Origin of the sequence: Deinococcus aerius, from assembly GCF_002897375.1 — a bacterium.
GTDB classification, from domain to species: Bacteria; Deinococcota; Deinococci; order Deinococcales; family Deinococcaceae; genus Deinococcus; species Deinococcus aerius.
The window spans coordinates 174,017-199,328 of sequence record NZ_BFAG01000006.1 but is presented as its reverse complement, the minus strand read 5'-3'; the positions used below and the strand labels follow the sequence as shown (position 1 = coordinate 199,328).

Genomic DNA, 25,312 nt, shown 5'->3' with positions numbered 1-25,312 from the left:
GTGGTCAGTAAGAAGTGGGGGAACTACGACCCACTAACCACTTCCCACTTCCTGCCCCTCAATCACCCCCCGCACGTCGGCAGGCTGCCAGCCCCCGGGCTTGAGCAGCTTGCCGTCCGCTCGTCTGGGGCCGCCGAGCTTTGCCATGTTGGCGCGGTGGACCTCGGCGAACACCGCGTCGGCGTCAATCCCCAGGGCGTCCAGGGCGCCGTAGGTCACGTACAGCAGGTCGGCGAGTTCGTGCGCGAGCGGGGCGAGGTCGGCGGGCGTGACGGCCTCGCCTGACCGGAGCCGCTCCTCCAGGCGACCCCATTCCCCCTCCACCTCCCCCGCCTCCTCGCGGATCAGGGTGCGGCGCAGGGTCAGGAGGTCGGGGCCGGGGACGGTCGGGCGCGCGGGCGAGGCCAGGCCCACGGCCCGGTGAAACTCACGCAGGCGGGCGGCGTTGCTGGGGGTCAGGGTCATGCCCGGATGGTAGAGCAAGGAAAAAGGGAGCCGGTGGGGGCTCCCTTCTGCCGTTTTGGGGGATGCGGGTGACAGGACTCGAACCTGCTCGCGGCCTACTTCCGGCCCGCTCGCGCGCCCGTTTGGTAGGAGGTGGGCGTCTCCCTCCGGCCCCTCGGGGCCAGGGCGCAGTATGCCGCCCCCCTGTCAGGGCTACGTGTGCCAAAGGACTACCCAGCCTTAAGGAAAATGGCGTACCGGGCGACAAAATTCGGCTTTTCCTACAGTTCGACCACCCGGTAGCCGTAGGCATTAATGACCTCGGCGCCGCTGGCGGGGTCGGTGTAGTCGGGCTTGCGGCCCTCGTACTCGTGGATGTGGCCGTGGACGACCAGGCGCGGGTGGCGGCGGATCATGAAGTCGGTGATCGCCGCGCAGCCCCGGTGGGCGTAGTCGCTGCCCGCGTGCGGACCCAGGGGCGGCGCGTGGGTCAGCAGCACGTCCACACCCCCCCGCGCCCGCCAGGCCAGCCACCCCAGGCCCCGGCGGGCCTGCGCCTCGGTGTACTGGCCCGGCCCCTTCTCGCTGTAACGCGGCACCCCGCCCCAGCCCGCGATCCTCAGCCCCGCCGCCGTCACGACCCGGCCGTGGGCGGGGATCACGCCCCGCGGCGGCACCCGTTTGTCCCCCTCGGTCACGTCCTCGTTCGCGTGGTTGCCCCGCACGTACACGACGGGCACCGGGAGCTTGCTCGCCAGGAACTCCAGGTACGAGCCCGGCAGGTCGCCCGCCGCGAGCACGAGGTCCACCTCCGGCAGCCCCTGCGGAAAAGCGGTGCGGTAGATGAAGGGGTGGACATAGTCCGCGACCAGCAGGAGCCGCCGGGGGCCGGGGGGGAGGGGGGAAGCGGAGTCGGACATAGGGGCGGGCCGGGCAGACTGGGCGGCGCCCGGCACGGGCCCCTCCAGACGGTGAAGCGATCCGGTCAGTTTAGCTCCGCCGGGCCGGGGGCGGTAGGGGGTCGGGCCCGGCAGGACAGGGCGACCGCAACGTCGGGGGTTGAGGGCGCTCGCCCCGCTCCACCCCTCCGTCAGCGGTGCTGACCGCTCCCCTGGAAAGGGAGCCAGGTCGGGCCTTTGCCCTCCAGAGCGTTCATTCTTCTGCCTCCCTTGGAACGCTTGATGTGCAATGAGAAGTTGGGCGAAGTGGCCTTTTCGTTGTCTGGCACGAGGGCGAGCTGCGCTCGCCACCCCTCTCCCCAACCCTCTCCCTCAAGGGGAGAGGGAGAAAAAACCTCATCCCACAGGGTGCTTTCTGCATTGCACATCAGGCGTTTGGAGGGGAGGTGGCCCGGAGGGCCGGCAGGGTGATACGAGCCTGGGCGGACTGAGCGACTTTGCGCTCACCCTGCCCGGCAGAAGACCTCCGGCGCCTCCACCCGGCCCGCGCCCACTTGGCAGCATGGCTATTCATCGCCCATCCGCCCACCTCCCTTGAAAGCGTCAGGGCAAAAATTGACACTCCAACGGCTAAAGCCGTTGGATTCTTGGTTCGGCGACAGCACTTGCGGAATTGGCAGTTTCCCCCGACTCCGTAGAGGCGCTGTCTCCCCAAGCGTAGATTCCCGCTTGCCCAGCGGTATGGATACCCAACGTGAGAATGTTGCGGGCCGCGTTTTTATCGCGGTCTGCAACGTATCCGCAGTGAGGGCATCTGTGTGTGCGAGTAGAAAGCGTCTTCTCGACCTTGCTGCCACACTCGCTGCAAGCCTGACTGGTGTACTGGGGAGGCACGGGGACGGTGATTCGTCCATAGACCTTCCCAAAATACTCCAGCCAGGTTCTGAACTGATACCAGGAGGCATCGCTGATGAACTTTGCAAGGCTATGATTCTTCACCATGTTGCGGATTCTCAAGTCCTCATAGGCAACCAAGTCTGCCGACTGGATGACGCACCGCGCCAGTTTGATGGCGTGGTCTTTACGCTGCCTTTGGATTTTGAGATGCTTCCTGGCGAGACGCTTCACGGCCTTACGCCGATTGTTCGACCCCTTGACCTTCTTGCTCACGCGACGTTGCAGTTTCTTGGTCTGCTTCTCCGCCTTCCGCAAGAAGTGGGGGTTGGGTTCCTTGTGTCCAGCACTGTCTGTGTAGAAGTCCTGCAAGCCCACATCCAGACCCAGGGTCTTTCCGGTGGCTTCCAATGGCTCCCTGCGGTCGGCGTCCACAACAAACTGAATGTAGTACCCATCCGCCTTCTTGACCAGCCGAACCCGTTTGATGAGCGTGGGGTGGTAGAACAGCAGGTCGCGGGTGCCCTTCATCTTCAGCCTGCCGATGCCGCACTTGTCGGTGAAGGTGATGGACTTCCGGTCTTCGGAGAGCCTCCAGCCCGTTGTCTTGTACTCGACGGAGCGGACGTTCTTCTTGAACTGCGGGTAGCCCTTCTTCCCCTTCACCTTCTTCTTGCAGTTGTCGTAGAACCGCGCCACCGCACTCCAGGCCCGTTCGGCGGCGGCCTGACGGGCCTGGGAGTTGAGGCGGTCGGCGAAGTCGTACTCGGCGGCGAGGACAGCACACTGCTTGTTGAGGTCGTACTTGCTGACCCCACGGTTGTCCATCCAGTAGCGCAGAGCCTTGTTCCTGATGAACTGGGTGACGCGGATGGCTTCGTCTAGAGCGACGAACTGCTCCGCTCTCCCGTAGGCTTTGAACTCAAGGATGACCATGACCACGCGCAGTCTAGCCTTCCTTATACTAAGGCGTCACGCATAAGCTCTAGCACCGCCGCCCGTTGGGCGGCCTGGGTTCTGCATCCCACCGCTGAAGCGGTGGGTTTTCCACCCAGACCCGTTTTTATAATGTTGCAGCCGTGAGGCATAGCCCCTTCCCCGCCCTACCCTGAAGGCCATGAACGTGAACATCCTGGGTATTCCGATGGATCTGGGCGCGGGGCGCCGGGGCGTGGACATGGGGCCGTCGGCGCTGCGGAACGCACACCTGGCGAGAACCCTGCGCGGACTGGGGCACACCGTGTGCGACCTGGGGGACGTGCCCGTGGCCCTCCCCGAAACGATGGACAAGCACGCCTCGGCGGGGCTGGTGTTCCTGGAGCCCATCCTGGAGGCCTGCCGCGCGGCGGCCCAGCGCGTGGCCGCCCTGCCGGACGACGTATTTCCCATCACGCTGGGCGGGGACCACTCGGTGAGCATGGGCACAGTGACGGGGAACGCGCTGCGTGGCGGGACGGGCGAACGCACTGGGCTGATCTGGGTGGATGCCCACACCGACTACAACACGCCGGAGACCAGTCCCAGCGGCAACATCCACGGGATGCCCGTCGCGCACCTGACGGGCCTGGGGGACGCCAGCCTCGCCGGGCTGGGCGGGGGCTGGACCCTGCGCCCCGAGGACATCGTGATGATCGGCATTCGCAGCGTGGACGTGCGCGAGCGCGAGCTGCTGCGCGAGATCGGCGTCAAGGCCTACACCATGAAGGACGTGGACCAGCTCGGCATCACCCGCATCACCGAGGAGACGTTAGAGAGGCTCTCGGACGCGGCGCGGCTGCACGTCTCCTTCGACGCCGACGCGCTCGATCCTTCCGTCGCCCCCGGGGTGGGCACCCCCGTCCCCGGCGGCCTGACGTACCGCGAGGGGCACCTGCTCATGGAACTGCTCTCCGAGTCGGGGCGGGTGACCAGCCTGGACATCGTGGAGGTCAATCCGGTCCTCGACACCCGCAACCAGACCGCCGAGGTGATGGTGGGGATGGCCGCGAGCCTGCTGGGCCAGCGGATTCTGTAACCTGACGCCCATGCCCTACGCCGTCCGCCTCCAGTACATGCACAAGGACGCCCACGGCCAGGACGCCCTGCTGGACGAACCCCACTGGCTGGAGGACGATGCGGGGGGGCGCCGGGTCTTCGCCACCCCGGGGGAGGCGGACGAGGCGGCCCGGCTCGCCACCGACGAGGGATGGCTCTACGAGGTCGTCGAGGTGCCGCCCCTCCCGTAGCTCACAGGTCTGCCAAGTACGGTTGGGCCGCCCCGAAGCCGTCCAGCGCGCCGGGCGAGAGCAGCCAGTCCTCGCCCTGCCGCTGGGCCTGCCCGCCCTGCACCAGCCGGTTCAGTTCGGCCTCGACCCGCTGGCCCACCCGGCGCAGCGGCATCTCGCCCGCGCCCTCCACCCCGCGCCAGGTCAGAAAGGCGCGGTGGAACTCGGGCAGGGCGTCCAGGCCCACGCGGGTTTCCAGGGCTCGCCAGGAGAGGGGGGAGGGAGTCACGCCCCCGGTTCTACTCCCCCGGCGGTCCACGTACAATGGCCCGCATGACTGGCCCCCCGTCTCCTGATGGCGCTGCCCCGGACGGCGCCGCCCCCGACCTGCCCCCGGAGCTGGTGCCCCCCGAACTGGCCCGGCAACTGGAGGCGCTGGGCGCGGGGCTGGTGTGGCGCGTCGGCAAGGACGAGCTGAGTGACGACGTGGTCGTGCGGCTGGGCTACGCCTCGGCCACCCCCCGCTTCGCGTTCCTGCCCCGGCTGCGCAGCGCGAACGACGCCGAGCTTCAGGCCGCGCTCAATGAGAACCGCCTGGTGATCGAGTGGGTGGACTGATCCCCGCGTGCTGATTGAGGCGCACCAGTCCTTTACCCTCGCGCATCCGGGCGGGCAGGAGGCGGCGCTCGCGTTTGTGCGGGACGCGGGCGTGGCCCTGGCGCGCGTTCGCTTCCTGCGAAACCTGCGGGCCGACCACGAGGGGGTGACCGGCGAACTCATCGTCCCCGTCCCCGTGCTGGGCGAGGTGGATCTCCCCTTTCACAGCCTGCTGACGGTGACGCCGGGGGGCGCGACCCTCACGCCGCAGCCCCTCACGGACGAGCGTGCCTGGGTCGAGGTGGCGGGGCAGGCCGAGGTGGACGAGCGGGGCAGCGTCACCTTTCACTTCCACTTCCGCGCCCACCTGACCACCCCCCCCGCCGAGGGCTGGGGCGGCGTGGCCTTTGAGAAGATGGTCCGGGCCGCCGCCGGGCGCACCCTGGAGCGCGTCGCGGGCGAACTCCCCGCCGGAATCTGGGAGGCGATGAGGGCGGACCTCTAGCGCGGGAGATCGGGACTCCATCCCGGCCGATGAACTCCTGAGAAGGGTCACCTCCCCGTGTTACCGTGCCCCATGCCCGCCCTGCTCGACCTTGCCCCCAGCGACCCGCGCGTGATCGACCTGATGAACGCCCAGCAGCGCGAGTTGCGGGCGCTCTACCAGGACACCGACGAGCGCACCGAGCCCTTTGACCCGGCCATCCTCTCCGGCGAGGGCAGCGCGCTCGTGGCGGTCGAGGAGGACGGGCGGCTGCTGGCGTGTGGAGCCCTGAAACGCATCGAGGAGGACACGGCCGAGGTCAAGCGCATGTACACGCTTCCCGAGGCGCGGGGCCGGGGCCTGGGGCGCCAGATTCTCAACGGGCTGATCGAGCGGGGGAGGTCCCTGGGGTTCCGGCGGCTGGTGCTGGAAACCGGAGATTTGCAGGCCGAGGCCATCGGGCTCTACGAGTCGGCGGGCTTCCGGCGCATTCCGAACTACGGTTACTACGTGGGTATCGAGAACAGCCTGTGCTACGAGCTGCCGCTGGATTCGTAGCGCCTTCACCGCCGCCTCTCCCCCATCCCTGCCCTTTGTCCTTTTCCCGGGGCGGGCGGTGCGTTACGCTGCGCCGGTGCCACCTCGCCCGGGGTGGACCGCGCGGGGACCGGGGCGACATCCCTCTCCAGGCCGTTCTGCGAGACGCCTCCCCGCGCGCACAGGAGCGAACATGCGGAAGTTTTACACGTCGGAGTCGGTATCGGAAGGCCACCCGGACAAGCTGGCGGATTTCATCTCGGACAGCATTCTGGACGAATTTCTGCGCCAGGAGCCCAGCAGCCGGGTGGCGGTCGAGACCCTGCTGACCACCGGTATGGCGGTCGTGGCGGGCGAGGTCACGGCGCACAGCGCCCGGGTGGATGTGCAGAAGACCGTGCGCGACGCCGTGATGAAGGTGGGCTACACCCGCGCCAACTACGGCTTCGACGCCGAGTACAGCGCCGTGCTGGTCGCCATCCACGAGCAGTCGCCGGAGATCGCCGGGGGCGTGAACTTCTCCGAGGAGTGGCGCGCCATGACCGAGGAGGAGCGCGCCCGGCCTGGGAACGCCTATAGCCGCATCGGCGCGGGGGACCAGGGCCTGATGTTCGGCTACGCGACCGACGAGACGCCCGAACTCATGCCCCTGCCCATCAGCCTGGCCCACAAGCTCACGCGCAGGCTGGCCGAACTCCGCAAGGCGGCGGGCGAGGCCCGGGAGCGCCGGGCACGCGGCGAGACGCTGACCCCCGAGCAGGAAGGGGCCCTCGCCTTCGCCTACCTGCGCCCCGACGCCAAGGCCCAGGTCACGGTCGTCCGCAACGGCGAGCCGCACGAGGCGACCGAGACGGCGGTGGATACGGTCGTCATCAGCACCCAGCACAGCGAGGACGTGGGGCAGGACCGCATTCGCAAGGACATGATCGAGCACGTGATCCGGGCGGTGATCCCGGGGGACTTGCTCACACCCGACACCAAGTTCTTCATCAACCCCAGCGGCAAATTCGTGATCGGTGGTCCGCACGGCGACACCGGCCTGACCGGGCGCAAGATCATCGTGGACACCTACGGCGGGGCCGTGCCCCACGGGGGCGGCGCCTTCTCCGGCAAGGACCCCACGAAGGTGGACCGCTCGGCGGCCTACTACGCCCGCTACATCGCCAAGAACATTGTCGCGGCGGGGCTGGCGCGGCGGGCGCTGGTGGAGGTCGCCTACGCCATCGGGCGGGCGCACCCTGTCAGCCTACGGGTGGACACCTACGGCACGGGCACGGTGAGCGACGAGAAACTCGCCGACCTCGTGCGCGAACACTTCGACGCCCGGCCCCAGGCGATCATCGCCCAGCTCGACCTGCTGCGGCCCATCTATGCGTGCACCGCCGCCTACGGGCATTTTGGCCGGGAGGAGTTCCCCTGGGAGGCGACCGACCGGTCGGAGGCACTCAGGCAGGCCGCCGAGGGCGTGAAGCAGGAAGCCTGAGGGCAAGGGGGCATCAGGGGGAGGAGGCTGGGGGTCTTCTCCCTCTCCCCTTGCGGGAGAGGGCCGGGGAGAGGGGTGGCAAGCGCCAGCTTGCCCTGCTGCTTCGGCTCAGAACGAGGGGCCTGGACACTCGCCTGGCCTTGTGACGCTATGCCCACTCACCCCCTCCCAACCTCCCCCCTCAAGGGGGAGGAGCTTTTGTGTCTACACCAGGCTTTATCCTCCGGCCCCAGCCCCTCTACCCGTTCTGCGCCGCCCGCCGCTCGTACACCTCCGCGAACTTGCGCCGCAGGGCCGCCGCGCTCGCCCTGGGGACCATCTCCGAGATGTCGCCGCCGTAGCTGGCGATCTCGCGGACCATCGTGGAGCTGACGAAGCTCCAGCGGGTCGCGGCCATGATGAACACGGTCTCCACCTCGCCGATCTGGCGGTTGAGGTGCGCGATCTGAAGTTCGTACTCGTAGTCGGACACGGCGCGCAGGCCGCGGATGATGATGCTCTTCTGCTGCTGGCGCATGTAATCCACGAGCAGGCCGCCAAAGGAATCCACAGCGACGTTGGGCAGATGCGCGGTCGCCTCGCGCAGGATATCCAGGCGCTCCTCCAGGTCGAACAGGTGCTTGCCCTGCTTGCGGGCGTTATGCATCACCGTGACGGTCACGTGGTCGAAGATGCGCGAGGCGCGCGTCAGCACGTCCATGTGCCCGCTGGTGATGGGGTCGAAGGAGCCGGGAAAGACGGCGTTCATGCGGGACCGATGTTATCCCGCGCCGCACCCTCCCGGAGGTACAGGGTGAGGGTGTTGCTGCCATACACCCGCTCCTCGCGCTCGTAGCCGGGGGCCTCGGGCAGGTGCGTCTTGTCGGGATGCTGACAGACGAGCAGGCCGCCGGGGGCCACCACGCCGGAGGCGAGCAGGGTGGCCGTCAGTTTGGGAATGTCCTGCACGTACGGCGGGTCGCTGAACACCACATCGAACTGGCCCAGCCGGGGCAGCAGACCCAGGGCGTCGCCGCGCAGGAGGCGGACGGGGAGGCCCAGGAGGCGGGCGTTCTCCTCCAGCGCGCGGATGGCCCCCGCGTTCTTCTCGATGAGGGTGACCTCGTAGCCCCGGCTGGCCGCCTCCAGCCCCACGGCGCCGCTGCCCCCGTGCAGGTCGAGAAAGGTGCCGGAGGGCGCGCGGGAGGCGAGCAGGTCGAAGAGGCTCTTGCGGAGGCGGGCGCCGCTGGGCCGGGCGCTCGCGGGGACTTTCAGGGCGCGGCCCTTCGCGCTGCCGCCCAGGATTCGCACGCTCACGGGAGGCAGGGTAACGCAAGCGTCCCGGTTCGTGAGGAGCCGGGACGCAGGCAGGGGGTGAACGTTACATCTTGGGCATCTGCACCGCCGTGCAGGCCACGCCCGCGTCGGCCGGGGTGCCCGCCGCGTCGCTGGCGGTGTGGATGTTGAAGTAGGTGGCGTTCATCACGTCGGCCTGGGGTGCGCTGCCCATCAACATCAGCATCCCGCTCGCGTCGGTCTGCCCCACGATCTTGCTGCTCATGATGGGCGCGCCGCCGCTCTCGCAGGGGTTGGGGCTCGCCGTGCCCTGGAGGTGGTAGTGCGCGACGTAGTACTGGTTGGGCTTCAGGCCCATAACCTGAGCCTCCGTCATGATCACCGTGCCGTACCGCTTGCCCATCACCGTCCCGGTGGGGCTCAGGTCCCCGGCGGCGGGCTGCTTGCCCAGCGTGTACGGGCTGCCGGACAGCGTCATGGTGCAGGAGGCGAGGACGAGGGGCAGGGCGAACGCGAAGAGCTTCTTCATAAGCGACCTCCGGGGTGGAAACCGATCAACTGTGACCTACGGCAGTTTGACCCCCCCTCCAAGCTCAACAGTGTTCGCTGGCGCGCAATCTCAGGACAAGCTAAAAGTGGGCGGGGGTGGGGGCACACGTTCCCGCCCCTTGGGGTAGCCTGGCCGCACACCCCACTGCCCCGCCGGAGGTTTCCCCATGACTCAGCCTGTCCCCCCCGAACTCCAGGCCCTCTTCGACGCGCAGCAGGGCTGGCGCTGGCGGGCCGCGCGGACGAGCGCCGGGGAGCGGCAGACGATCCTGCGCCACCTGCGGGAGGGCATTCGGCGCCACCGGGTGCGGCTGGCCGACGCCCTCGCACTCGACCTGGGCAAGAGCCGCGCGGAGGCCGAGATCATGGAACTCCACCCCACGGTGGAAGAACTGGGCCACGCCGTCCGTCACCTGCCGCGCTGGATGGCGCCCCGCCCGGTGCCCACGCCCGCCACCCTGATCGGCACCCGCAGCGAGGTCCAGTTCCAGGCGCGCGGGGTCACGCTGATCCTCAGCCCGTGGAACTACCCGGTCAACCTCGCGCTCGTGCCGCTGATCTCCAGCCTGGCGGCGGGGAACACGGTCATCCTCAAGCCGAGTGAAAAGGCCCCGGCGACTGCCCGCGCCCTGCGCCTCCTGCTGGAGGAAGTGTTCGAGCCCCACCTCGTCGCGGTCGTGGAGGGGGACGCGGGGGTGGCGGGGTCACTCACCACCCTCCCCTTCGACCACATCTTCTTCACGGGGAGCGGCGAGGTCGGGCGCCGGGTCCTGGCCGCCGCCGCGCCCCACCTCACGGGCGTGACGCTGGAACTGGGCGGCAAGAGCCCGGCCCTCGTCCACGCGAGCGCCGACCTCGCCCTGGCGGGGGAGCGGATCGCCTGGGGCAAGTTCCTGAACGCCGGGCAGACCTGCGTGGCGCCCGATTACGTCCTCGTGCCCGAGGAGCTGCGGGACCCGCTGGTGGCGCGGATGATGGAGGTCGTCGCCCGCCGCTTCGGGACGGGGGAGCGGCTGCGCAGCGGGTCCGACTACGGCCGCCTGGTGGACGGGCGCAGCGTGGAACGGCTGGAGCGCCTGACCCGGGGGAGCGTGGCGGCGGGGGCGAGGGTTGTGCTCGGCGGTGAGTTCAACCCTTCCTCGCGCTTCATCTCGCCCACCGTGGTGACGAATGTGACCCCGGACATGCCGCTGATGCGGGAAGAACTCTTCGGCCCGGTCCTCCCGGTGCTGACCTACCGCGACTTCGGCGAGGCGCTCGCCCTGATCCGCCGCCTCGACCCGCCGCTGGCGCTGTACGCCTTCCTGGACGACCGGGACGCGCTCGCCCGGGTGGAGCGCGAGACCACGAGCGGCGGCCTGGTCGTGAACGGCACGGTGGTGCATCTCGTCAATCCGAACCTGCCCTTCGGCGGGGTGGGCGCGAGCGGGACGGGCCGCTACCACGGGGAGTACGGCTTCCGCACCTTCAGCCACGAGCGGGCGGTGATGCACGAGGGGAAACGCAGCTCCGTCCGCCTGCTGTATCCCCCCTATGGCCGGGCCGTCCCGCGCCTCGTCGCCTGGGCCCAGCGCCAGCTCGAGCGCTGAGCCGTGCGGGACGTGACGGCGGCGATCACGGCGGGAGGCCGTTCCAGCCGCTTCGGCAGTGACAAGGCGGCGGCGCGGCTGGAGGGCCGCCCACTCCTCGAACACGTCGCCGCCAGCCTGGAAACCTGCCCCCGGCGCCTGCTCGTCGCGCCGCCCGGACGCTACGCGCTGCCCGGTTGGGTGAACGTGCCCGACACCCGCCCCGGCGAGGGACCCCTCGCGGCGCTGGAGGCGGCCCTGGAGGCCGCACAGGCTGAACGCGGGCCGGGGTGGGTCGCTTTTGCCGGGGTGGACATGCCGCGCCTGACCCCCGCGTACTGGACGGTGCTGGGGCAGGCCCGCACCCCTACGTCTCGCGCCGTCCTCGCCCTGGACGCCGGGGGAAGGCCGCAGCCCCTCGCCGCCCTGTACCACACTGACCTGCTGGAACAGGTGGTCCGGCTTCTGGACGCCGGGGAACGTCGGCTGCGGGACGCCGCCCCACCCGCCCTTACCGTCACTGTGCCGCACCCGCTCATTCAGGCCGTCAGTCCCCACGCCCTGCGGAACGTGAACACTCCCGCCGACCTCGCCGCGCTGGGGGAACAATGAAAAAGCCGCCCCTTGGGCGGTGATGGAAAGAAGATAGCGTGGGATGCAGGAGAAGTCAACTTATGCAGCCCGATTCTTGCAGCGGCCCCTACCCGTAGCGTGCCTTGTGTTCCTTCTTGAGCCGGGCGTACTCCTCGTTCGCCTCCGCCTCTTCCCATTTCGCCTTGAAGATGCGGGCGGATTCGGCCTTAACGGGGTCTTCCGGGGAGCGGGGAAGTTCGGGGCGGCCATGCGCACCGCTGCGGCCTTTCTTGTCCTCCGGCACCGGACCGTCGTACTTCTTGCCGCCTTTGTGGTTGGCGTAGCGCCGCGAGCGGGTGTAGCCCATCTGGAGGAACTTGCGGGCCATATCGGCGCCCACGAAGTCCCCGGCCTCCAAGTACGCCAGGAACATCCGGTAGATCGTCTCGCTGCTCTGGCGGGCGAGTTCGGGTGTGGCGAAGCGCCAGTGCGGGAGGAGTTCTCCCTTGTACGGCTGCACCAGCAACACGCCCTGCTCGCCCACGCCGACCCGGTACAGCTCGGGGTGGGCCCGCAGGTCGAGGTGGGCGTAGTCGAGGGAATAGTCGAACTTGGGCATGGGAGAGGCAAAAGGCTGAAAGCGGATGGCAAAAAGCAGAAGGACCCTCGCCTTCTGCCTGTTGCCTTGCGCCCGCTTCAGTTCATCCGGTCGTCGTCCATCATCGCCTGGAGCATCCAGCGAATCTTGTCCATGGTGGCGGCGTAGCCGTTGTAGAGGTCGGCGGTGGCGGGGTCGTTGGCGTCGTCCACCGTCTTGGAGTCGTCGCGGTAGCCGCGCGAGACGCGGGTGAGGTCCTGCACGAGGTCGGCGACCTGGGTGCGGGCGTCGCGCACGGTCTCGGTGGGCACCTGCACGAGGCTGAATCGTTCGAGGTCGCTCGGCGCGGCGACCGGGCTACCCCCCAGGGCCACGAGGCGCTCGGCCTGCTCGTCAATGCCGTCGAAGATCTCCTCTATGAACTCGTCGTAGGCGAGGTGCAGGTCGCGGAAGAAGCGGCCCCGGATGTCCCAGTGGTACTTCTTGAACTTCAGGTACAGGCTGATGGTCGTGGCAAGGTTGCGTTGCAGCGTCTCGCTGACGACGCCGAACTCCTCCTCGGACAGGTAGCCGTGGTCCACCAGGCGGTTATTCACGGTGTTCAGGTGCGCGGCGTCGGCCTTGGCCTCGCCCTGGGCCTCGACCCCCTGGGCACCCGCCTCAGGCATTGCCTGCTCCATGGCCTGATCCTGAACGGGCTGGTCCTGACCCGCTTGATCCTGGGCCGTCTGGTCCTGCACGCCGCTCGCCAGCACGGCGTCTTCCTGCACCGCATTTTGCTGGGGCTGGCTCTCTTGGGGGGTTGCCTTGCGCCTCGAGGTCCGGCCAGTTCCCGCCTTGCCCGCGCCGCCCGACTTGTCCGTGCTGCCCGACCCCGTACCGCCCGACTTGGCCGCCTTGCTCCCTCGTGTCATGGGTTCACGCTACGCTGCCCGCCCGGAGAGGCCCATAGGGGGTTTCTTCACGCATCCGCCCCGGGGCTGGCTGGGCTGACCTTCCCATGACCGACCCGCACGAGACGGACAGGCTGTCAGACCCGCTGGACGAACCGCGCATCCTGCTCCAGGGCGCGCAGGTCCTCACCAGCTTCCTGATCATCCTGCCGTTCAACACTGAGTTCAGCGGCGTCCTGGCCTCGGAGCGGTGGGTGTACGCGGCCACCTTCCTCTGCTCCCTGACCAGCCTGCTGCTGAGCGCCCCGGCCCTGCACCACTCCCTGCGCCGCCCGGTGAGTCATCCGCGGCAGTTCAAGGAGACGGTCACCCGGCTGGTTCAGGCTGGGGCCGTCTTCATGTGCTGGCGACCCGGCTGGTGGCGAGCCACGTCCTGCCCGGCGCGTTCGGCTGGATCGCCCCGGGAGGAATCGCCCTGCTGCTGGGGGTGTGGTGGGCCGTTCCCCTGTGGCACGAGCACCGGGAGTACGGGGGGCGCGGGCGCTAGGGCGGGGCGCGGAAACCCTGTCGTGCTGAGCGAACGCGAAGCATCTCCAGCCCCTTCGCCTTGCTCAGGGTGACAACCTTTTGAGTCTTGCCCTAGAGGCTTGCGAAGGTTAGTCGGTTCCCCTCCACCCTCAACTCCACCGCCCCCGCCTCCTGCAACTCGGTGAGGTGGGCGCTCACGACCGCGCGGCCCAGGACCACCGCCCCCGCGTTCGTCATCTCCACACCCAGGGCGGCGCACACCCGGGCGAGCAGTTCGTCCACCGGGGCCGCGCCCGCCCGCACCGCCTCCAGCACGGCCCCGGTCGTCCGCTCGTAGGCGGCGAGGTTGGCCGCCACCAGCCCGGCGAGGTCCCCCGTCGGCTCGCCGTGGCCGGGCAGTACGAGGCGCACGCCCGCCAGCTCTCCCAGCCGTGCGGCGGCCTCCTTCTGAAGCCGGGAGTCCGCGCAGAAGGTCAGGGGGTGCTTGCCCAGGCTGTCGGGGCCGAAGAGCGCGTCGGCGGCATACAGCACGTCCCCCACCCGCACGGCGACCATCCCCATGGCGTGCCCCGCCACGTCCAGCAGCTCGACCTCCACCCCGCCGAGGCGCACCGGCCCGGTGTCCGGCAGGGGCCGCGCGGGGCTGGCGGGCGCGAGCAGGAATTTGGTCTGGAGGTCCCGCGGGGGCCGCGCCCCGAAGAGGAAGAGGGGTTCGAGGATCGGCTCTCTAATAATCGCCGCCTCCAGGGGCGGGGCGTAGACCTCCAGCCCCGGAAAACGCTTCAGCAGGAAGGCGTTCCCGCCGTGGTGGTCGGCGTGGCTGTGGGTGTTCAGGATGGCGGTGGGCGTGAGGCCCATCCCCTCCAGCGCCCGGAGCAGCTTGCGCGCGTGGCTGTCGTCGAGGCCGGTGTCCACCAGCAGCGCGCCGCCCTGGCCGTCCTCCAGCACCACGCTGTTCACGGCGCCGGGTAGGAAGTGGACGCCGGGCGCCAGGGTCTGAAGCGGGGAGGTCATGGGGACAGGATAAACAGCCCTGCAAGCCCGGTCAGGCCGCCGACATGGACGAGCCCGGGGGACTGGAGTAGCCTACGCCAATGCCCTCTCCGGTGCATTCCGCGCGGCCCCGCAGCGCCTTTACCCGCTGGTTTCTCGAGACGGCCGACCCGCCCGAGCGCGAGGGCTTCTACGAGGACGAGAAGGTGGCCCGGGCGCGGCAGCACACCCACCCCTGGTGGCAGGTCATGTGCCTGACGGGCGTGGACTACTTCTCCAGCCTGGGGTACGCGCCGGGCATCGCCTTTCTCGCGGCGGGGGCCCTCTCGCCGGTGGCGACGCTGGTGCTCGTGCTCGTGACCCTGCTGTGCGCCCTGCCCATGTACCGCCGGGTCGCCTACGAGAGCCCCCACGGGGACGGCTCGCTGAGCATGCTCGAACGGCTGCTCGCCTACTGGCCCAGCAAGCTGCTCGTGCTCGCCCTGCTGGGCTTCGTCGCCACGGGCTTTGTCATCACCATCACCCTGTCGGCGGCGGACGCGGCGGCACACCTCATCGAGAACCCGCTGCTCAAGGCGGCCCTGAGCGGCAAGCAGGTCATCATCACGCTGGGGCTGATCACGCTGCTGGGCGCGGTGTTTCTCAAGGGCTTCAAGGAGGCCATCGGGATCGCGGTCGCGCTGGTCGCGCTGTACCTGGGGCTGAACGTGATTCTGATCGGGCGCGGGCTGCTGGAGGTCGTGACGCACTCCAGCCTGGTGGGCGACTGGTGGAGCGGCCTGCGGCAGACCTACCTCTCGCCCCTGGCGCTGATCGGGGCGGCGCTGCTGGTGTTTCCCCGGCTGGCGCTGGGCATGAGCGGCTTCGAGACCGGCGTGGTCGTGATGCCCCTCGTGCGCGGCGACCCGGGAGACGCCCCCGAGCGGCCCCTCGGACGCATCCGCAATGCCCGGCTGCTGCTGACGACCGCCGCCACGATCATGAGCGTGCTGCTGCTCAGCTCCTCGGTGGTGAGCACGCTGCTCACGCCCAAAGCGGCGTTCTGGCCCGCGATCACCTACACCCACAACGTCAATGCCGCCGACCTCGCGGCGGGCCGCGCCATCCTCAACGTTCCCCTCGACGACCCCGCCAACCCGCGGGTGGTCCACACCCTGGAGCTGCCCCCCGGGCGCACCGGCACCTTCACCGTCTCCGTCCCGGCGGGGGGCACCACCGTGCCGCTCACGGTCGCGGTGACCCCACTGCCCGGCTCCGGGGCCGATAGCGTGACCGTCACCAAGCCCGCCGGGGAGGCGAACGGTCGCGCCCTGGCCTACCTCGCGCACCGCACCCTGGGCGAGGGCTTCGGCAGCCTGTACGACCTCTCGACCATCCTGATCCTGTGGTTTGCGGGAGCGTCGGCGATGGCGGGCCTGCTGAACATCGTGCCGCGCTACCTGCCCCGTTACGGCATGGCGCCGGAGTGGGCCCGCGCCACCCGGCCCCTGGTGGTGATCTTCACCGGCATCTGCTTCCTGGTCACAATCCTCTTTCGTGCCAGCGTGGACGCCCAGGGCGGGGCCTATGCGACCGGCGTGCTCGCCCTGATGACCTCGGCGGCGGTGGCGGTGTTCCTCACCGAGGTGCGGCGGGGGCACCGGGTCGCCTCCGTCCTGTTCGGCCTGATCAGCATCATTTTCATCTACACCATCAGCGTCACCATCCTGGGGCGCCCCGAGGGTCTGTACATCGCCCTGCTGTTCGTCGCGGCGATCCTGGCGATCAGCGTGGCCTCGCGCGTGAGCCGCTCGACCGAGCTGCGCGTGCAGCAGGTCGTGTTCGACGGGGAGGCCGAGCGCCTGATGCAGGAGACCCGCCAGCGCGGCCTCCCCGTGCGCTTCATCGCCAACCGCCTGAACGCCGGGGACACCACCGAGTACCGCCTCAAGGAGCTGGAGGTCCGGCTGGACACCCACCTCCCGCAGGGCGAACCCGCCCTCTTCCTGGAGGTGGAGGTCACCGACCCCAGCAACTTCAGCGACACCGTGACCGTGACGGGCGTGCGGGTGGGCCGCCACGCGATCCTGCGCGCCCGGGGCAACAGCGTGCCCAACACCATCGCCGCCGTGCTGCTGCACGTGCGCGACCTGACGGGCGTGCCCCCCCACGTGTACTTCGAGTGGAGCGAGAAGGGCCCCGCCGGAAACGCCCTGCGCTTCCTGCTGGCCGGTGAGGGCGACATCCCGCCGCTGACGCACGAGATCCTGCGCGTGGCCGAGCAGGACCAGACCCGGAGGCCGGTGGTGCACGTGGGCGGGTAGGACTGGAATGAGGATAGAGAAGGGGGGCCAGCGTGACCTGCTGGCCCCCACTTCTTTCCAAACAGGACCCCCACCTTGCGGCGGGGGCGTCCAGTCGGGCACGGTGACGCGCTGGGCGCCCGGAGGCTCAGGGCAGGAGCTTAACCAGGGTGTGGATCAGCTCTGCAAGGGCAGTGACCAGGGCCGCGAGGGCGGTGACGAACGCCGTCCAGGTCGCCAGACTCTTCATCCGACGTTGGAATTTGGCTTACTCCACTTTGCGGTCACTGGTATGCTTCTTGTGAGCCAGAGTTATCACCACCTTTCGGTGACCCCCGCGTGCGACCAACACGCGGGGGTTGCTCCTTTCTGGAGCGGTGACCTCCGGCCTACCCGACTTGTCATGCAGCGTGCCCGACTGGACCCGTCCACCATACCGGGTCGGCTTCCCCCCGCCGGGTGTACCCTCTGCCCCGTGACTGCCTCTGCCGCGGCCCCCTTTCGCCTCTCGGCGGCGCAGTACGGCCTGATCGCGGCGAACTTCCTGATGTGGGGCGGGTTCTTCGCGGTGATCCCGCTCGTGACGGTGCATTTCGTGGACGGGCTGGGGTGGGCGGCGGCGAGCGTGGGGCTGGTGCTCGGGCTGCGGCAACTCACCCAGCAGGGCCTGACGGTGTTCGGCGGCGCGTGGGCCGACCGCATCGGCGCCAAGCCGCTCATCTTGGCGGGGTGCCTGATCCGCACGCTGGGCTTCATCTGGATGGGCTTCGCGGGGAACCTCCCCGTGCTGCTCGCCGCGTCCATCCTGGCGGGGATCGGGGGCGGCCTGTTCGACGCCCCGAAAAACGCGGCCATCACCACCGTAACCGCCCCGGAACACCGCGCGCGGATGTTCAGCCTGACCTCCATCTCGGGGAACCTGGGCATGGTGACGGGCCCGCTGATCGGCGCGTGGCTCATCGGCGTGGGTTTCCGAACGGCGGCGGTCGCGGCGGGGAGCGTGTATCTGCTCGCCTGCGCGGTGCTGGCCCTGACCCTGCCCCACATCCGCCCCGAGCGGGCGGCGAGCGGTCTCGCCGGGCTGAGGGCCGCCGCCCTGGACCGCCGCTTCCGGCGCTTCACCCTGGTGCTCGTGGGGTACTTCCTGCTCAGCACCCAGCTCAACGTGGCGGTCACCCTCAAGGCGGTCTCCCTGGCGGGGCCGGGGGCGACGGGGCCGCTGTACGGCCTCTCGGCGGGGCTGGCGGTCGTGCTGCAATATCCCCTGCTGCGGTTCGTGGAGCGGCGGGTGCGGACACGGGTGGCGCTGGTCGCCGCCGTCCTCACCGTGGGCCTGAGCCTGGGTCTGATGGGGCTGGCGGCGACCTTCGGGCAACTGCTCGCCTGCGTGGCCCTGTACAGCCTGGGCACCATGCTGGTGTACCCCACCCAGCAGACGCTGACCGCGCGGCTGGCCCCCCCCGGCCTGACGGGGAGCTACTTCGGCTTCTCGGCGATCAGCCTGGGGCTGGGGGGTGCGGTGGGCAACCTGGTGGGTGGGGTGCTGATCGACCTGGGGGCACGATTGGGTGTGCCGCTGCTCCCCTGGCTGACCCTGATGGGGGTGGGCGTGCTGACCGCCCTGGGCCTGCGCTGGGCGCTGAAAGAGGTGCCGACCCGCGAGCAGGTGGAGCGGGCGCAGGCTTGACCCGGCACGGAAAGTGCCCCACGCCTTCTGGGCACGGGGCAGCTCGGTGAAGAATGCAGCTCAGGGGGCGGAGGGTGGCGGGGCAGCCGGGGCCGGGGCGGAGGGGGCCGTTCCGCCCAGCGCCTGCGCCTGCGCCAGGTGGTCGGTGACGATGGGCTGGAGATGGGCCGCGAGGGCCACCACCGCCGCGTCCTGCCCGGCCGTCTGCTCGTTGAGCAGGACGCTGAGGGTCGCCTGATGACCCACCACCTGCTCGTTGAGGTAGGCCGTGTCGAAGGCCGCGCCGCTCAGGGTACTCAGGGTGCTGACCTTGATCTGGAGTTCGGGCGGCAGCACCTTGGGCAGCGGCACACCGCGGGCGGCGGCCAGGGCGTTGACCTGGTTCTGTGCCGTCGTGTGTTCGCTGATCATGCGCTGGGCATAGGCGCGCACCGCCTCGTTGCTCGACTTGCCCAGCGCCACCTGAGAGGTCTGAATCTCGAAGAGGTTGCTGCCGGTGTTGGCTTGCAGGAACAGGCCGTCGATGGTGCTGGCATTCGGCGCCATCATGGACGGCGCGCACGAGGCGAGAACGAGGGGAACGAGGAACACGGCGGGTCGTCTCAGCATGAAAAGCCTCCGGGCAGGTCGGATGACGAACGGCAACAGGACCGCGACAAGAAACCGACGTTCGCCTCAAGCCTCAGTTTGGGCAGGCGCCGCCTTTGCCCCGTGGAAGTGCTCTTAAGGAGAACTGAGGTTGACCTCACCGCCGCGCAGGTCTCTATGAACCGGCCCGTAGCTTTGTGCCTCATCTCCGAAGAAGTTGAAGAATTCCTACAATGTCAGGACCGGCCTGAATCAGGGTGGCTCATCCCTGCCCGTTACACTTTCCCCATGGTCTGGGTCAACGTCTTCATGCTGCTGCTCGTCGCGCTGGTGGTGGGCTGGGTGCCGGTGGTGGGGCCGCTAGCGCTGGGCTTCCTGGCGGGCCGGGCCGAGCGGGGGCCGCGGGCCGTGCTGGTGCTGCTCCCCGCGCTGGCCGTGCAGACGTTGGGCCTGCTGGGCGTGCGCTGGCTGGAGAACGTGGCCGAGGCGCGCGGCCTGGAGGGCTGGTTCTGGACGGTCCTCGCCTGGCTGGGCAGCCCGGTCAACGCCCTGCTGGGCCGCCCGCTGGGCAACATGATCGGGGACAGCAACGCGGCGGGCTTCCTGCTGCTGTTCACGCTGCCCGCCGTGCTGGGGCTGGGACTGGGCTGGCTGACGGGGCGGCGCCCGCGGCGGCTGTAGGCCGGGGCCCGGCTACCCCACGTGGGCCCGCACGAGGACCCGCAGCAGCGCCCTGAGAGGATCACCCGCGCGGGCCGAAGCGACCGAGTCCACGGCGTGCAGGCTGGCCTCGTAGACGAGGTGATCGCCCCGCTCGTCGAACTCGTTGACGGCCTCCAGCCGGACGCGGTGGTTTTGCAGGGCTGCCCAACCCATCAGGTGCAGCACCAGGTTCGGGCCGTCACCCCGGGTCCACAGCGCGCTTTGCTCCTGGGGCATGACCGAGAGGTGAACCCGCGGCGTGTCCGGCAACCCCCGGGGATCGACGCCCCGGTGACCCGCGTAGAAATGCTCGCCGCTCGCCGTCGAGACGCGGTACAGCGCCCGTGGATCGAACTGGGACAGGGCACGCAGATCCTGGAGCAGGGAATCCATGAACCATCCTCTCATGGTGGGTGATCCTCCTGCTGTGGGAGAACACCCCCCGGCAGGCGTTCACCGGAGCGTTCAGTTGCGCCCGCGCCTCAGGGCAGCCTGCGGTCCTGGGTGATCGTGGGGGCGGTGGCGAGCGCCTGCACGCCGAGGTTGAGCAGGGTGTCCTGCCCGCGGGTGAGGAGCCGAGTGTCCTCCTCGGTCTGGTCGCGGAGCTGGTTGGGGGTCACGCGCACCGGGTAGGGCGTGCCGTCGGGTTTGGCGTAGTGCAGGATGGTGAGTTGCAGCGCGGCGTCCTGCCCGACCGGGAAGATGCGGGTCGCGGTGTTGCCCACGCCCGCCGTCGTCTCGCCGATGATCGGGCCGCGCGCGGCGTACTGCACCTCGTAGGCGAAGAACTCGCTGCACGACGCGCTGCCCTCGTCCACCAGCACGGCGAGCGGCCCGGTCCAGAGCTGCGGGTTGCGCACGCCCCCGGCACTCCGGCCGTCCTCCACCCGGGCGCCCCGGCTCACGAGCGTTCGGGAATCGCCCTCGGGGCCGCGGGCCACCCGCACGAAGGTGGGGACAAAGGCGCCCACCGAGCTGTCACACTCGGCCAGGCTGCCGCCCGTGTTGCCGCGCAGGTCCACGATCATGCCCTGCGCCCCGCGCGTCCGCGCCTCCGCAACGAGGTCGTGGACCCGCTGCGCCACCCCGCCGCCCGCCAGGAAGGTGGGAATCCGCAGCACCGCCACGTTGTTCCCCGCCCCCGCAAAACTCAGCCGCGGCAGGTCGCGGGTGCTGCTGTCGCGCGACGTGAGGCTCACCGTGAGGGATTGCCCGGCCCGCTCCAGCCCCAGCGAGATCGTCCGCCCGTCCACCCGGGCCTGCCGCAGCGCCTCGTAGGTGTAGGGTTTGCCGTCCAGACTGACGAGCAGGTCCCCGCGCATCAGGCCCGCCTCCTCGGCGGCGCTCTGGGGCACGACCTCCAGCACCACCCGGCTCTCGCCGTCGAGCTTCGCCAGCTTCACCCCGAACTGCCGCCGGTTGCCGCCCGTCGCGCTCGCCACGAAATCCTGGAAGTCCTCGGGCGTCTGGAAGAAGCTGTGTTCGTCGCCCAGCGCCGTGATCTCGGCCTCCAGCACCGGGTAGGCCTTTTCGGCCGGGCAGGTCGTGGGCTCGGGGGCGCACGCCGCGTCCAGCCGCCCCTGGTACTCGCGCGTCAGGGCCGGGCGGTCCACCGTGGACAGCCCCCCGTACTCGCCCTGCAGCAGCAGGTTCACCTCGTCGTAGATCGCCTGCGCGGGCGACGGGAGCGTCCCCGTCTGCGCGAGCGTGCCGGGGCCGAACAGCCCGGACGTGAGCAGGGCCGTGGCGGCAAGCAGGGTGGACACACGTTGGGCCGACGGGCGAAGAGCCGGGACGCGGCGCGGGGTGGCAGTCATGGGTCCTTCTATTCTGCTGGGAACAGATGGGAAGTTGGTGGGGCGCGAATGCCGCAGGAGTCACAAAAAGGGGGTGAGAATTGGGGGGGCAGGGTTTGGGAAAGCTTCAGATCGGGAGGCATCCGCGCGAGGTCTGTCCATGCCCTTCCAAATGGGCCGGGCAGGTTACGCAACCTCCCTCAGGGAAGAGACCGTGGAGAAGAACAAAAATCAGCTCCCCCTGGCGGACGTGATCGGGTTGGGCATCCGGGGCCAGGAGGAGCCCGGTTAAGGCCGGCCCCGCAGGGGGAGCGGGAGAATTGATTCGTCCCAAGGGACTTCCCCCTCGCAGAGGCTCTGAGGACGTTCCCCCACCCCGGACGACCAGCCCCTCCCCCTACCCCAGCGGGCGGCGCTGGTACAGGTCCACCACCCGGCGCAGGAAGCGCAGGCCCGGACCCAAGCTGCTCGCCTGCACCCACTCGTCCTCGCGGTGGGCGTTGCCGCCGCGGTAGACGCCCAAGGCGATGGCGGGGAGGCCGTGGGGGGCGGCGGCGTTCGCGTCGGTGCTGCTCGACGCCAGGCGCAGGTCGGTGTGGACCTCCCGGGCCGCCTCCCGCGCGAGGTCGAGGAGGGGCTGCGAGCGCAGGTCGCCGCCGGGCCGGTCGCCGACGCGCTCCAGCCGCAGGCTGACCCCGGCCTGGCGGGCGGCGGCGTGCAGGGCCCCCTGCGCCCGGGTGTCGAGTTCGTCGAGGGCCTCCGGGTCGAGCGAGCGCAGGTCGAGCAGCAGCTCGGCGCTCCCCGCGATGGAGTTGACGCTCGTGCCCCCGGAGGCCAGGCCCACGTTCAGCGTGGTGCGCGGCGAGACCGGTCGGGGCAGCGCGTACAGGTCGTGGATCGCCACCCCGAGGGCGTGCAGGGCGCTGGGGGCCTGGTCGCCCCAGGAGTGGCCCCCCGGTCCCAGAAAGATGGCCCGGTAGCGCCGCACGCCCACCGCCCGGGTCACCGCCACCCCCAGGTAGCCGTCCACGGCGATAAAGGCCCCCAGCCGCTCGCGGTGCCGGGCGAGGAGGTGCTTGGCCCCGCGCAGGTCGCCCAGCCCCTCCTCGCCCACGTTGGCGGCGACCCACAGCGGGCGGCGCAGCCTCCCCTCGTGGCCGCGCAGGTCGCGCAGCAGGGCCGTGACGACCGCCAGGCTGGCGCTGTTGTCGCCCACGCCCGGCCCGATTAGCCGCCCGCGTTCCTCGCGCACCCTCACGTCGGTGCCGCGCGCGAACACGGTGTCGAGGTGCGCGGCGAGGAGCAGGGCGGGTTTGCCCTCCGTTCCGGGGGGCGTGAGGCGGGTCAGGACATTGCCCACCTCGTCGCGGGCCGTCTCGTAGCCGAGGTCCTCCCACAGCCGCGCCATCAGGTCGGCCCGCTCCCCCTCCTCGAAGGTGGGGGCGGGCGTCTGGGCGATGCGCGCGAGGTACGACAGGGGCATTGCGGGCGATTCTAGCGGCCCGGGCGGGGCGCGGCAGTCCCGCCGGGTTCCCACGGCCTTTATCAAGCAAGGCAAGGCCCCCGACCACCTGGGCCGGGGGGCGGGAATTCGGGTTGACCTCAGCGGCGCATCAGCTTCGAGCCGATCATGGCGGCCAGGCCGACCAGGCCCGCCTTGACCATCGGGTTCCCCAGCGCGCCGCCGGGGGCGAAGGCGGCCTCCAGCGGGCTGCGGCCATCCTGGGTGGGCGCCTGCGCCGTGCGGGTGTAGGCGTCGGCCAGGTCGTTCGGGTCGTCGTAACGGACCTGCTGGACCGGGCTGTAGGGGCTCTGCACCATCGCGTCGCCCATCTGCTGGCGCTGATCCGGGGGAAGCTGCTGGAAATACTCCTGGAGGAGCTGCTGCCGCTCCTGGGGCGAGGCGTTCTGGAGGTACTCCTGGACGTAGGCGGCGGCCTCCTGCGGGCTCACCGTCCCGTCCATGTTGGTGTCGCGCGGGTCGAGGCGGGCCATCTGCTCGTGGCGGTCGCGTTGGTCGAAGAACATGGAAAACCTCCTGTGGGGATGGGGTCTGGACCACGCGCCAGACCGGGGGCGAAACGCCCTCACCATAGGCGGGCCCCCCGGGGCAGGCGTGAGGGCACACTTCACGCGGGTTCATGGCCGAGGTGGCGCCCCTGAGGGCGAGAGGTGGGACAATCGCGCGCGTGGGCCGCTGCTAGATTGCCCGCATATGCGTTCTCTCGTCCTGATCGGTCACGGCTCACACCTCAACGGCGAGTCGGCGGGCGCGGTCTACCGCTACGCGGAGCTGCTGCGGGAGCGCGGCCTGTACGACGAGGTCGTGGAGGGGTACTGGAAGGAGGAGCCGTCGCTGCGCCAGGTCCTCAAGACCACCCGCTCCACCGACGTGACGGTGATCCCCATGTTCATCTCGGAGGGCTACTTCACCGAGACGGTCATCCCCCGCGAACTCGGCCTGGGCCACCAGGGGCCGGTGCCGCCCGAGGGGATCGCGCGGGTGCTCGGCGGGCGAACGGTGCGCTACACCCTGCCCTACGGCGTCCATCCCTCCATGAACGAGGTCATCCTGGCCCGGGCGCGCGAGGTGCTGCCCGACCTCAGCGCCGCCGACACCGCCCTCATCGTGCTGGGCCACGGCACCACCCGCAACGAGAACTCCAACCGGGTGATCTACCGCAACGCCGAGCTGCTGCGGAACTCCGGGCAGTTCGCGGAAGTCCACGCCCTCTTCCTGGACGAGGACCCCAAGGTGGGCACCTGGCCGGAGGTGGTCCAGGCCCCCCGCGTGGTCGTCGTCCCCTTCTTCGCCTCGGAGGGCTGGCACACCCTGGAGACCATCCCCGAGGACATGGGCCTGACGGGGACGGTGACGTGTTTTCCCGAGAATCCCCACGGCCCCCAGACCGTGTACTACGCCAAACCGGTGGGCACCCACCCCGCCGTGGCCGACGTGGTCCTGCACCTCGCCGAGGAGGCGCGCGGGGCGCAAGGGCGGGGCGGCGACGAGGACCGGGCGCACGCGGAGACCTGGAACGCCTTCCTGAACCTGGCCCGCGAGGGGATGCGGCTGGGTGAGGCCCTGATCACGCCCCACGCGGGCATGTTCGAGCTGCGCCACGCCCTCGACGAGGGCCGGCCGGCCGACGACCTCACCACCGTCGTCACGCCCGAGGGGCTGCGCGACCTGACCCGCCGCGACGAGGGCGGGCACCACCGCCCGGTCCACACCTTCCGCAACCTGCCGCGCGGCTGGCGGGCCGTGCTGTCGGAGGCCGACCTGCCGCGCGGGGTCCACAACCTCTACCCCACCGTGGTCGAGGAGGGGTACGCCCACCACCGCCACACCCTGCGCCCCACCCCCTGGCCCACGACCGCCCGGCGCCAGACCGGCATCTACGCCAAGGTGCAGCGGGCCACCCCCGAGCAGGTCGAGGCCGTGGCGCGGGACGTGTGCAGCGGCTGCCTCAAGACCCGCTTGTGGGCCGGGGAGAAGCTGGGCCGCACCTTCTTCGCGGGGGTGCCCGGCGCCATCCCCTGCCCCGAGGCCTGCACCTACTTCATCGCCGAGGTGCGTGAGGAGGTCAGCGGGAAGCGCGGCCAGGCGGCCCAGGGGCACGAGGACTGAGGGGGCAGTGGGAAGTGGGGAGTGGTCAGTGGAGGGTCGCTTTCTCCTTCCCCTCCTGTCGAGTCGCCGGGATGACCACGGCATCCGGCCCACTCACTACTGACCAC

Annotated in this window: 28 protein-coding genes and 1 pseudogene; 14 read left to right on the top strand and 15 right to left on the bottom strand. The window is 70.1% G+C overall.

Annotated features, from left to right (window positions below):
• Nucleotides 1–33: 33 nt before the first annotated feature.
• From DAERI_RS10455 to DAERI_RS10445, 3 genes are all read right to left on the bottom strand, one after another.
• Nucleotides 34–465, bottom strand: a complete 432-nt coding sequence (locus tag DAERI_RS10455; protein WP_103129417.1) for a pyrophosphohydrolase domain-containing protein — start codon at nucleotides 463–465, stop codon at nucleotides 34–36.
• Between the two features lie 260 nt (nucleotides 466–725).
• Entirely contained in the window at nucleotides 726–1,364 is a 639-nt protein-coding gene (locus tag DAERI_RS10450) for a metallophosphoesterase family protein (protein ID WP_103129353.1), read from the bottom strand.
• A gap of 609 nt (nucleotides 1,365–1,973) precedes the next feature.
• The gene (locus DAERI_RS10445) at nucleotides 1,974–3,173 is read right to left on the bottom strand and encodes an RNA-guided endonuclease InsQ/TnpB family protein (protein ID WP_103129416.1); all 1,200 of its coding nucleotides are present in this window, start codon (nucleotides 3,171–3,173) and stop codon (nucleotides 1,974–1,976) included.
• A 181-nt stretch (nucleotides 3,174–3,354) separates the two neighbouring features.
• Between DAERI_RS10445 and rocF the strand changes: the two genes are divergently transcribed.
• On the top strand, nucleotides 3,355–4,251 hold the full coding sequence (rocF, locus tag DAERI_RS10440) for an arginase (protein ID WP_103129352.1): 897 nt from the start codon (nucleotides 3,355–3,357) through the stop codon (nucleotides 4,249–4,251).
• Between the two features lie 10 nt (nucleotides 4,252–4,261).
• Nucleotides 4,262–4,462, top strand: coding sequence for a hypothetical protein (locus tag DAERI_RS10435; protein ID WP_103129351.1), 201 nt, complete (start codon nucleotides 4,262–4,264; stop codon nucleotides 4,460–4,462).
• Nucleotide 4,463: 1 nt separating this feature from the next.
• On the opposite strand, the gene DAERI_RS10430 is transcribed toward DAERI_RS10435, so the two are convergent.
• Nucleotides 4,464–4,730 (bottom strand): hypothetical protein, encoded by a 267-nt coding sequence (locus tag DAERI_RS10430; protein WP_103129415.1) that lies wholly within the window; start codon nucleotides 4,728–4,730, stop codon nucleotides 4,464–4,466.
• A gap of 44 nt (nucleotides 4,731–4,774) precedes the next feature.
• Between DAERI_RS10430 and DAERI_RS10425 the strand changes: the two genes are divergently transcribed.
• The 4 genes from DAERI_RS10425 to metK all read left to right on the top strand — a co-directional run bounded on the left by DAERI_RS10425 (nucleotide 4,775) and on the right by metK (nucleotide 7,542).
• The gene (locus tag DAERI_RS10425; RefSeq protein WP_165794156.1) at nucleotides 4,775–5,059 is read left to right on the top strand and encodes a DUF3248 domain-containing protein; all 285 of its coding nucleotides are present in this window, start codon (nucleotides 4,775–4,777) and stop codon (nucleotides 5,057–5,059) included.
• 7 nt (nucleotides 5,060–5,066) lie between these two features.
• Nucleotides 5,067–5,543 (top strand): DUF3809 domain-containing protein, encoded by a 477-nt coding sequence (locus DAERI_RS10420; RefSeq protein ID WP_103129350.1) that lies wholly within the window; start codon nucleotides 5,067–5,069, stop codon nucleotides 5,541–5,543.
• Between the two features lie 72 nt (nucleotides 5,544–5,615).
• A complete protein-coding gene (locus tag DAERI_RS10415) occupies nucleotides 5,616–6,080 on the top strand; it encodes a GNAT family N-acetyltransferase (RefSeq protein WP_103129349.1) in 465 nt (154 codons plus the stop codon).
• A gap of 172 nt (nucleotides 6,081–6,252) precedes the next feature.
• Nucleotides 6,253–7,542, top strand: a complete 1,290-nt coding sequence (gene metK, locus DAERI_RS10410) for a methionine adenosyltransferase (RefSeq protein WP_103129348.1) — start codon at nucleotides 6,253–6,255, stop codon at nucleotides 7,540–7,542.
• Nucleotides 7,543–7,780: 238 nt separating this feature from the next.
• Here the strand turns inward: metK and coaD are convergent, their stop codons facing one another.
• From coaD to DAERI_RS10395, 3 genes are all read right to left on the bottom strand, one after another.
• On the bottom strand, nucleotides 7,781–8,290 hold the full coding sequence (coaD, locus tag DAERI_RS10405; RefSeq protein ID WP_103129347.1) for a pantetheine-phosphate adenylyltransferase: 510 nt from the start codon (nucleotides 8,288–8,290) through the stop codon (nucleotides 7,781–7,783).
• A complete protein-coding gene (locus tag DAERI_RS10400; RefSeq protein WP_103129346.1) occupies nucleotides 8,287–8,838 on the bottom strand; it encodes an RsmD family RNA methyltransferase in 552 nt (183 codons plus the stop codon). Before DAERI_RS10400 ends, coaD begins: the two co-directional genes overlap by 4 nt.
• 64 nt (nucleotides 8,839–8,902) lie before the next feature.
• A complete protein-coding gene (locus tag DAERI_RS10395; RefSeq protein WP_103129345.1) occupies nucleotides 8,903–9,346 on the bottom strand; it encodes a superoxide dismutase in 444 nt (147 codons plus the stop codon).
• Nucleotides 9,347–9,533: 187 nt separating this feature from the next.
• On the opposite strand from DAERI_RS10395, the gene DAERI_RS10390 reads away from it, so the two are divergent.
• Together DAERI_RS10390 and mobA are read left to right on the top strand one after the other, a co-directional pair.
• Entirely contained in the window at nucleotides 9,534–10,955 is a 1,422-nt protein-coding gene (locus tag DAERI_RS10390; RefSeq protein ID WP_103129344.1) for an aldehyde dehydrogenase family protein, read from the top strand.
• A 3-nt stretch (nucleotides 10,956–10,958) separates the two neighbouring features.
• Nucleotides 10,959–11,546: a molybdenum cofactor guanylyltransferase gene (gene mobA, locus DAERI_RS10385; RefSeq protein WP_103129343.1), complete on the top strand. Its 588-nt coding sequence runs from the start codon at nucleotides 10,959–10,961 to the stop codon at nucleotides 11,544–11,546.
• 88 nt (nucleotides 11,547–11,634) lie between these two features.
• Here the strand turns inward: mobA and DAERI_RS10380 are convergent, their stop codons facing one another.
• Both DAERI_RS10380 and DAERI_RS10375 read right to left on the bottom strand, forming a co-directional pair.
• On the bottom strand, nucleotides 11,635–12,126 hold the full coding sequence (locus DAERI_RS10380; protein ID WP_103129342.1) for a DUF4385 domain-containing protein: 492 nt from the start codon (nucleotides 12,124–12,126) through the stop codon (nucleotides 11,635–11,637).
• Nucleotides 12,127–12,203: 77 nt separating this feature from the next.
• Nucleotides 12,204–12,785 (bottom strand): Dps family protein, encoded by a 582-nt coding sequence (locus DAERI_RS10375; protein ID WP_103129413.1) that lies wholly within the window; start codon nucleotides 12,783–12,785, stop codon nucleotides 12,204–12,206.
• 320 nt (nucleotides 12,786–13,105) lie between these two features.
• Between DAERI_RS10375 and DAERI_RS23325 the strand changes: the two are divergent.
• Both DAERI_RS23325 and DAERI_RS22395 read left to right on the top strand, forming a co-directional pair.
• Nucleotides 13,106–13,378, top strand: a pseudogene (locus DAERI_RS23325) (DUF6328 family protein); the annotation flags it as partial.
• 20 nt (nucleotides 13,379–13,398) lie between these two features.
• Nucleotides 13,399–13,545 carry a hypothetical protein gene (locus tag DAERI_RS22395; RefSeq protein ID WP_165794155.1) on the top strand — a complete coding sequence of 49 codons (147 nt, stop codon included), beginning with the start codon at nucleotides 13,399–13,401 and terminating at the stop codon, nucleotides 13,543–13,545.
• Nucleotides 13,546–13,637: 92 nt separating this feature from the next.
• Here the strand turns inward: DAERI_RS22395 and DAERI_RS10370 are convergent, their stop codons facing one another.
• A complete protein-coding gene (locus DAERI_RS10370; RefSeq protein WP_103129341.1) occupies nucleotides 13,638–14,540 on the bottom strand; it encodes an MBL fold metallo-hydrolase in 903 nt (300 codons plus the stop codon).
• A gap of 80 nt (nucleotides 14,541–14,620) precedes the next feature.
• Here DAERI_RS10370 and DAERI_RS10365 point away from each other — a divergent pair, with 80 nt between their 5' ends.
• Both DAERI_RS10365 and DAERI_RS10360 read left to right on the top strand, forming a co-directional pair.
• The gene (locus DAERI_RS10365) at nucleotides 14,621–16,822 is read left to right on the top strand and encodes an APC family permease (protein ID WP_103129340.1); all 2,202 of its coding nucleotides are present in this window, start codon (nucleotides 14,621–14,623) and stop codon (nucleotides 16,820–16,822) included.
• 454 nt (nucleotides 16,823–17,276) lie between these two features.
• On the top strand, nucleotides 17,277–18,488 hold the full coding sequence (locus tag DAERI_RS10360) for an MFS transporter (RefSeq protein WP_103129339.1): 1,212 nt from the start codon (nucleotides 17,277–17,279) through the stop codon (nucleotides 18,486–18,488).
• 60 nt (nucleotides 18,489–18,548) lie between these two features.
• Here DAERI_RS10360 and DAERI_RS10355 read toward each other — a convergent pair whose 3' ends face one another.
• On the bottom strand, nucleotides 18,549–19,097 hold the full coding sequence (locus DAERI_RS10355) for a DUF4142 domain-containing protein (RefSeq protein WP_103129338.1): 549 nt from the start codon (nucleotides 19,095–19,097) through the stop codon (nucleotides 18,549–18,551).
• A 267-nt stretch (nucleotides 19,098–19,364) separates the two neighbouring features.
• Here DAERI_RS10355 and DAERI_RS10350 point away from each other — a divergent pair, with 267 nt between their 5' ends.
• Nucleotides 19,365–19,757, top strand: a complete 393-nt coding sequence (locus DAERI_RS10350; RefSeq protein WP_103129337.1) for a hypothetical protein — start codon at nucleotides 19,365–19,367, stop codon at nucleotides 19,755–19,757.
• A 12-nt stretch (nucleotides 19,758–19,769) separates the two neighbouring features.
• Here DAERI_RS10350 and DAERI_RS10345 read toward each other — a convergent pair whose 3' ends face one another.
• The 4 genes from DAERI_RS10345 to DAERI_RS10330 all read right to left on the bottom strand — a co-directional run bounded on the left by DAERI_RS10345 (nucleotide 19,770) and on the right by DAERI_RS10330 (nucleotide 23,602).
• On the bottom strand, nucleotides 19,770–20,171 hold the full coding sequence (locus DAERI_RS10345) for a hypothetical protein (RefSeq protein WP_103129336.1): 402 nt from the start codon (nucleotides 20,169–20,171) through the stop codon (nucleotides 19,770–19,772).
• Between the two features lie 89 nt (nucleotides 20,172–20,260).
• Nucleotides 20,261–21,595: a S41 family peptidase gene (locus DAERI_RS10340; protein ID WP_103129335.1), complete on the bottom strand. Its 1,335-nt coding sequence runs from the start codon at nucleotides 21,593–21,595 to the stop codon at nucleotides 20,261–20,263.
• Nucleotides 21,596–21,971: 376 nt separating this feature from the next.
• Entirely contained in the window at nucleotides 21,972–23,057 is a 1,086-nt protein-coding gene (locus tag DAERI_RS10335; RefSeq protein ID WP_103129334.1) for a M20/M25/M40 family metallo-hydrolase, read from the bottom strand.
• A 119-nt stretch (nucleotides 23,058–23,176) separates the two neighbouring features.
• A complete protein-coding gene (locus DAERI_RS10330) occupies nucleotides 23,177–23,602 on the bottom strand; it encodes a hypothetical protein (RefSeq protein ID WP_103129333.1) in 426 nt (141 codons plus the stop codon).
• Between DAERI_RS10330 and DAERI_RS10325 the strand changes: the two genes are divergently transcribed.
• Nucleotides 23,538–25,205: a CbiX/SirB N-terminal domain-containing protein gene (locus tag DAERI_RS10325; RefSeq protein WP_369689456.1), complete on the top strand. Its 1,668-nt coding sequence runs from the start codon at nucleotides 23,538–23,540 to the stop codon at nucleotides 25,203–25,205. The two genes, DAERI_RS10330 and DAERI_RS10325, sit on opposite strands and share 65 nt — an antisense overlap.
• Nucleotides 25,206–25,312 lie beyond the last annotated feature (107 nt).

Bases quoted from the DNA above. Each gene is read 5' to 3' on its own strand.
- DAERI_RS10425 (WP_165794156.1), top strand. From the start codon at position 4,775: ATGACTGGCCCCCCGTCTCCTGATGGCGCTGCCCCGGACGGCGCCGCC.
- DAERI_RS10345 (WP_103129336.1), bottom strand. From the start codon at position 20,171: ATGGATTCCCTGCTCCAGGATCTGCGTGCCCTGTCCCAGTTCGATCCA.
- rocF (WP_103129352.1), top strand. From the start codon at position 3,355: ATGAACGTGAACATCCTGGGTATTCCGATGGATCTGGGCGCGGGGCGC.
- DAERI_RS10445 (WP_103129416.1), bottom strand. From the start codon at position 3,173: ATGGTCATCCTTGAGTTCAAAGCCTACGGGAGAGCGGAGCAGTTCGTC.
- DAERI_RS10455 (WP_103129417.1), bottom strand. From the start codon at position 465: ATGACCCTGACCCCCAGCAACGCCGCCCGCCTGCGTGAGTTTCACCGG.
- DAERI_RS10380 (WP_103129342.1), bottom strand. From the start codon at position 12,126: ATGCCCAAGTTCGACTATTCCCTCGACTACGCCCACCTCGACCTGCGG.
- DAERI_RS10355 (WP_103129338.1), bottom strand. From the start codon at position 19,097: ATGCTGAGACGACCCGCCGTGTTCCTCGTTCCCCTCGTTCTCGCCTCG.
- coaD (WP_103129347.1), bottom strand. From the start codon at position 8,290: ATGAACGCCGTCTTTCCCGGCTCCTTCGACCCCATCACCAGCGGGCAC.
- DAERI_RS10370 (WP_103129341.1), bottom strand. From the start codon at position 14,540: ATGACCTCCCCGCTTCAGACCCTGGCGCCCGGCGTCCACTTCCTACCC.
- metK (WP_103129348.1), top strand. From the start codon at position 6,253: ATGCGGAAGTTTTACACGTCGGAGTCGGTATCGGAAGGCCACCCGGAC.
- DAERI_RS10390 (WP_103129344.1), top strand. From the start codon at position 9,534: ATGACTCAGCCTGTCCCCCCCGAACTCCAGGCCCTCTTCGACGCGCAG.
- DAERI_RS10450 (WP_103129353.1), bottom strand. From the start codon at position 1,364: ATGTCCGACTCCGCTTCCCCCCTCCCCCCCGGCCCCCGGCGGCTCCTG.
- DAERI_RS10365 (WP_103129340.1), top strand. From the start codon at position 14,621: ATGCCCTCTCCGGTGCATTCCGCGCGGCCCCGCAGCGCCTTTACCCGC.
- DAERI_RS10330 (WP_103129333.1), bottom strand. From the start codon at position 23,602: ATGTTCTTCGACCAACGCGACCGCCACGAGCAGATGGCCCGCCTCGAC.
- DAERI_RS10335 (WP_103129334.1), bottom strand. From the start codon at position 23,057: ATGCCCCTGTCGTACCTCGCGCGCATCGCCCAGACGCCCGCCCCCACC.
- DAERI_RS10340 (WP_103129335.1), bottom strand. From the start codon at position 21,595: ATGACTGCCACCCCGCGCCGCGTCCCGGCTCTTCGCCCGTCGGCCCAA.
- DAERI_RS10415 (WP_103129349.1), top strand. From the start codon at position 5,616: ATGCCCGCCCTGCTCGACCTTGCCCCCAGCGACCCGCGCGTGATCGAC.
- DAERI_RS10375 (WP_103129413.1), bottom strand. From the start codon at position 12,785: ATGGAGCAGGCAATGCCTGAGGCGGGTGCCCAGGGGGTCGAGGCCCAG.
- DAERI_RS10325 (WP_369689456.1), top strand. From the start codon at position 23,538: ATGTTGGTGTCGCGCGGGTCGAGGCGGGCCATCTGCTCGTGGCGGTCG.
- DAERI_RS10350 (WP_103129337.1), top strand. From the start codon at position 19,365: ATGGTCTGGGTCAACGTCTTCATGCTGCTGCTCGTCGCGCTGGTGGTG.
- DAERI_RS10395 (WP_103129345.1), bottom strand. From the start codon at position 9,346: ATGAAGAAGCTCTTCGCGTTCGCCCTGCCCCTCGTCCTCGCCTCCTGC.
- DAERI_RS10435 (WP_103129351.1), top strand. From the start codon at position 4,262: ATGCCCTACGCCGTCCGCCTCCAGTACATGCACAAGGACGCCCACGGC.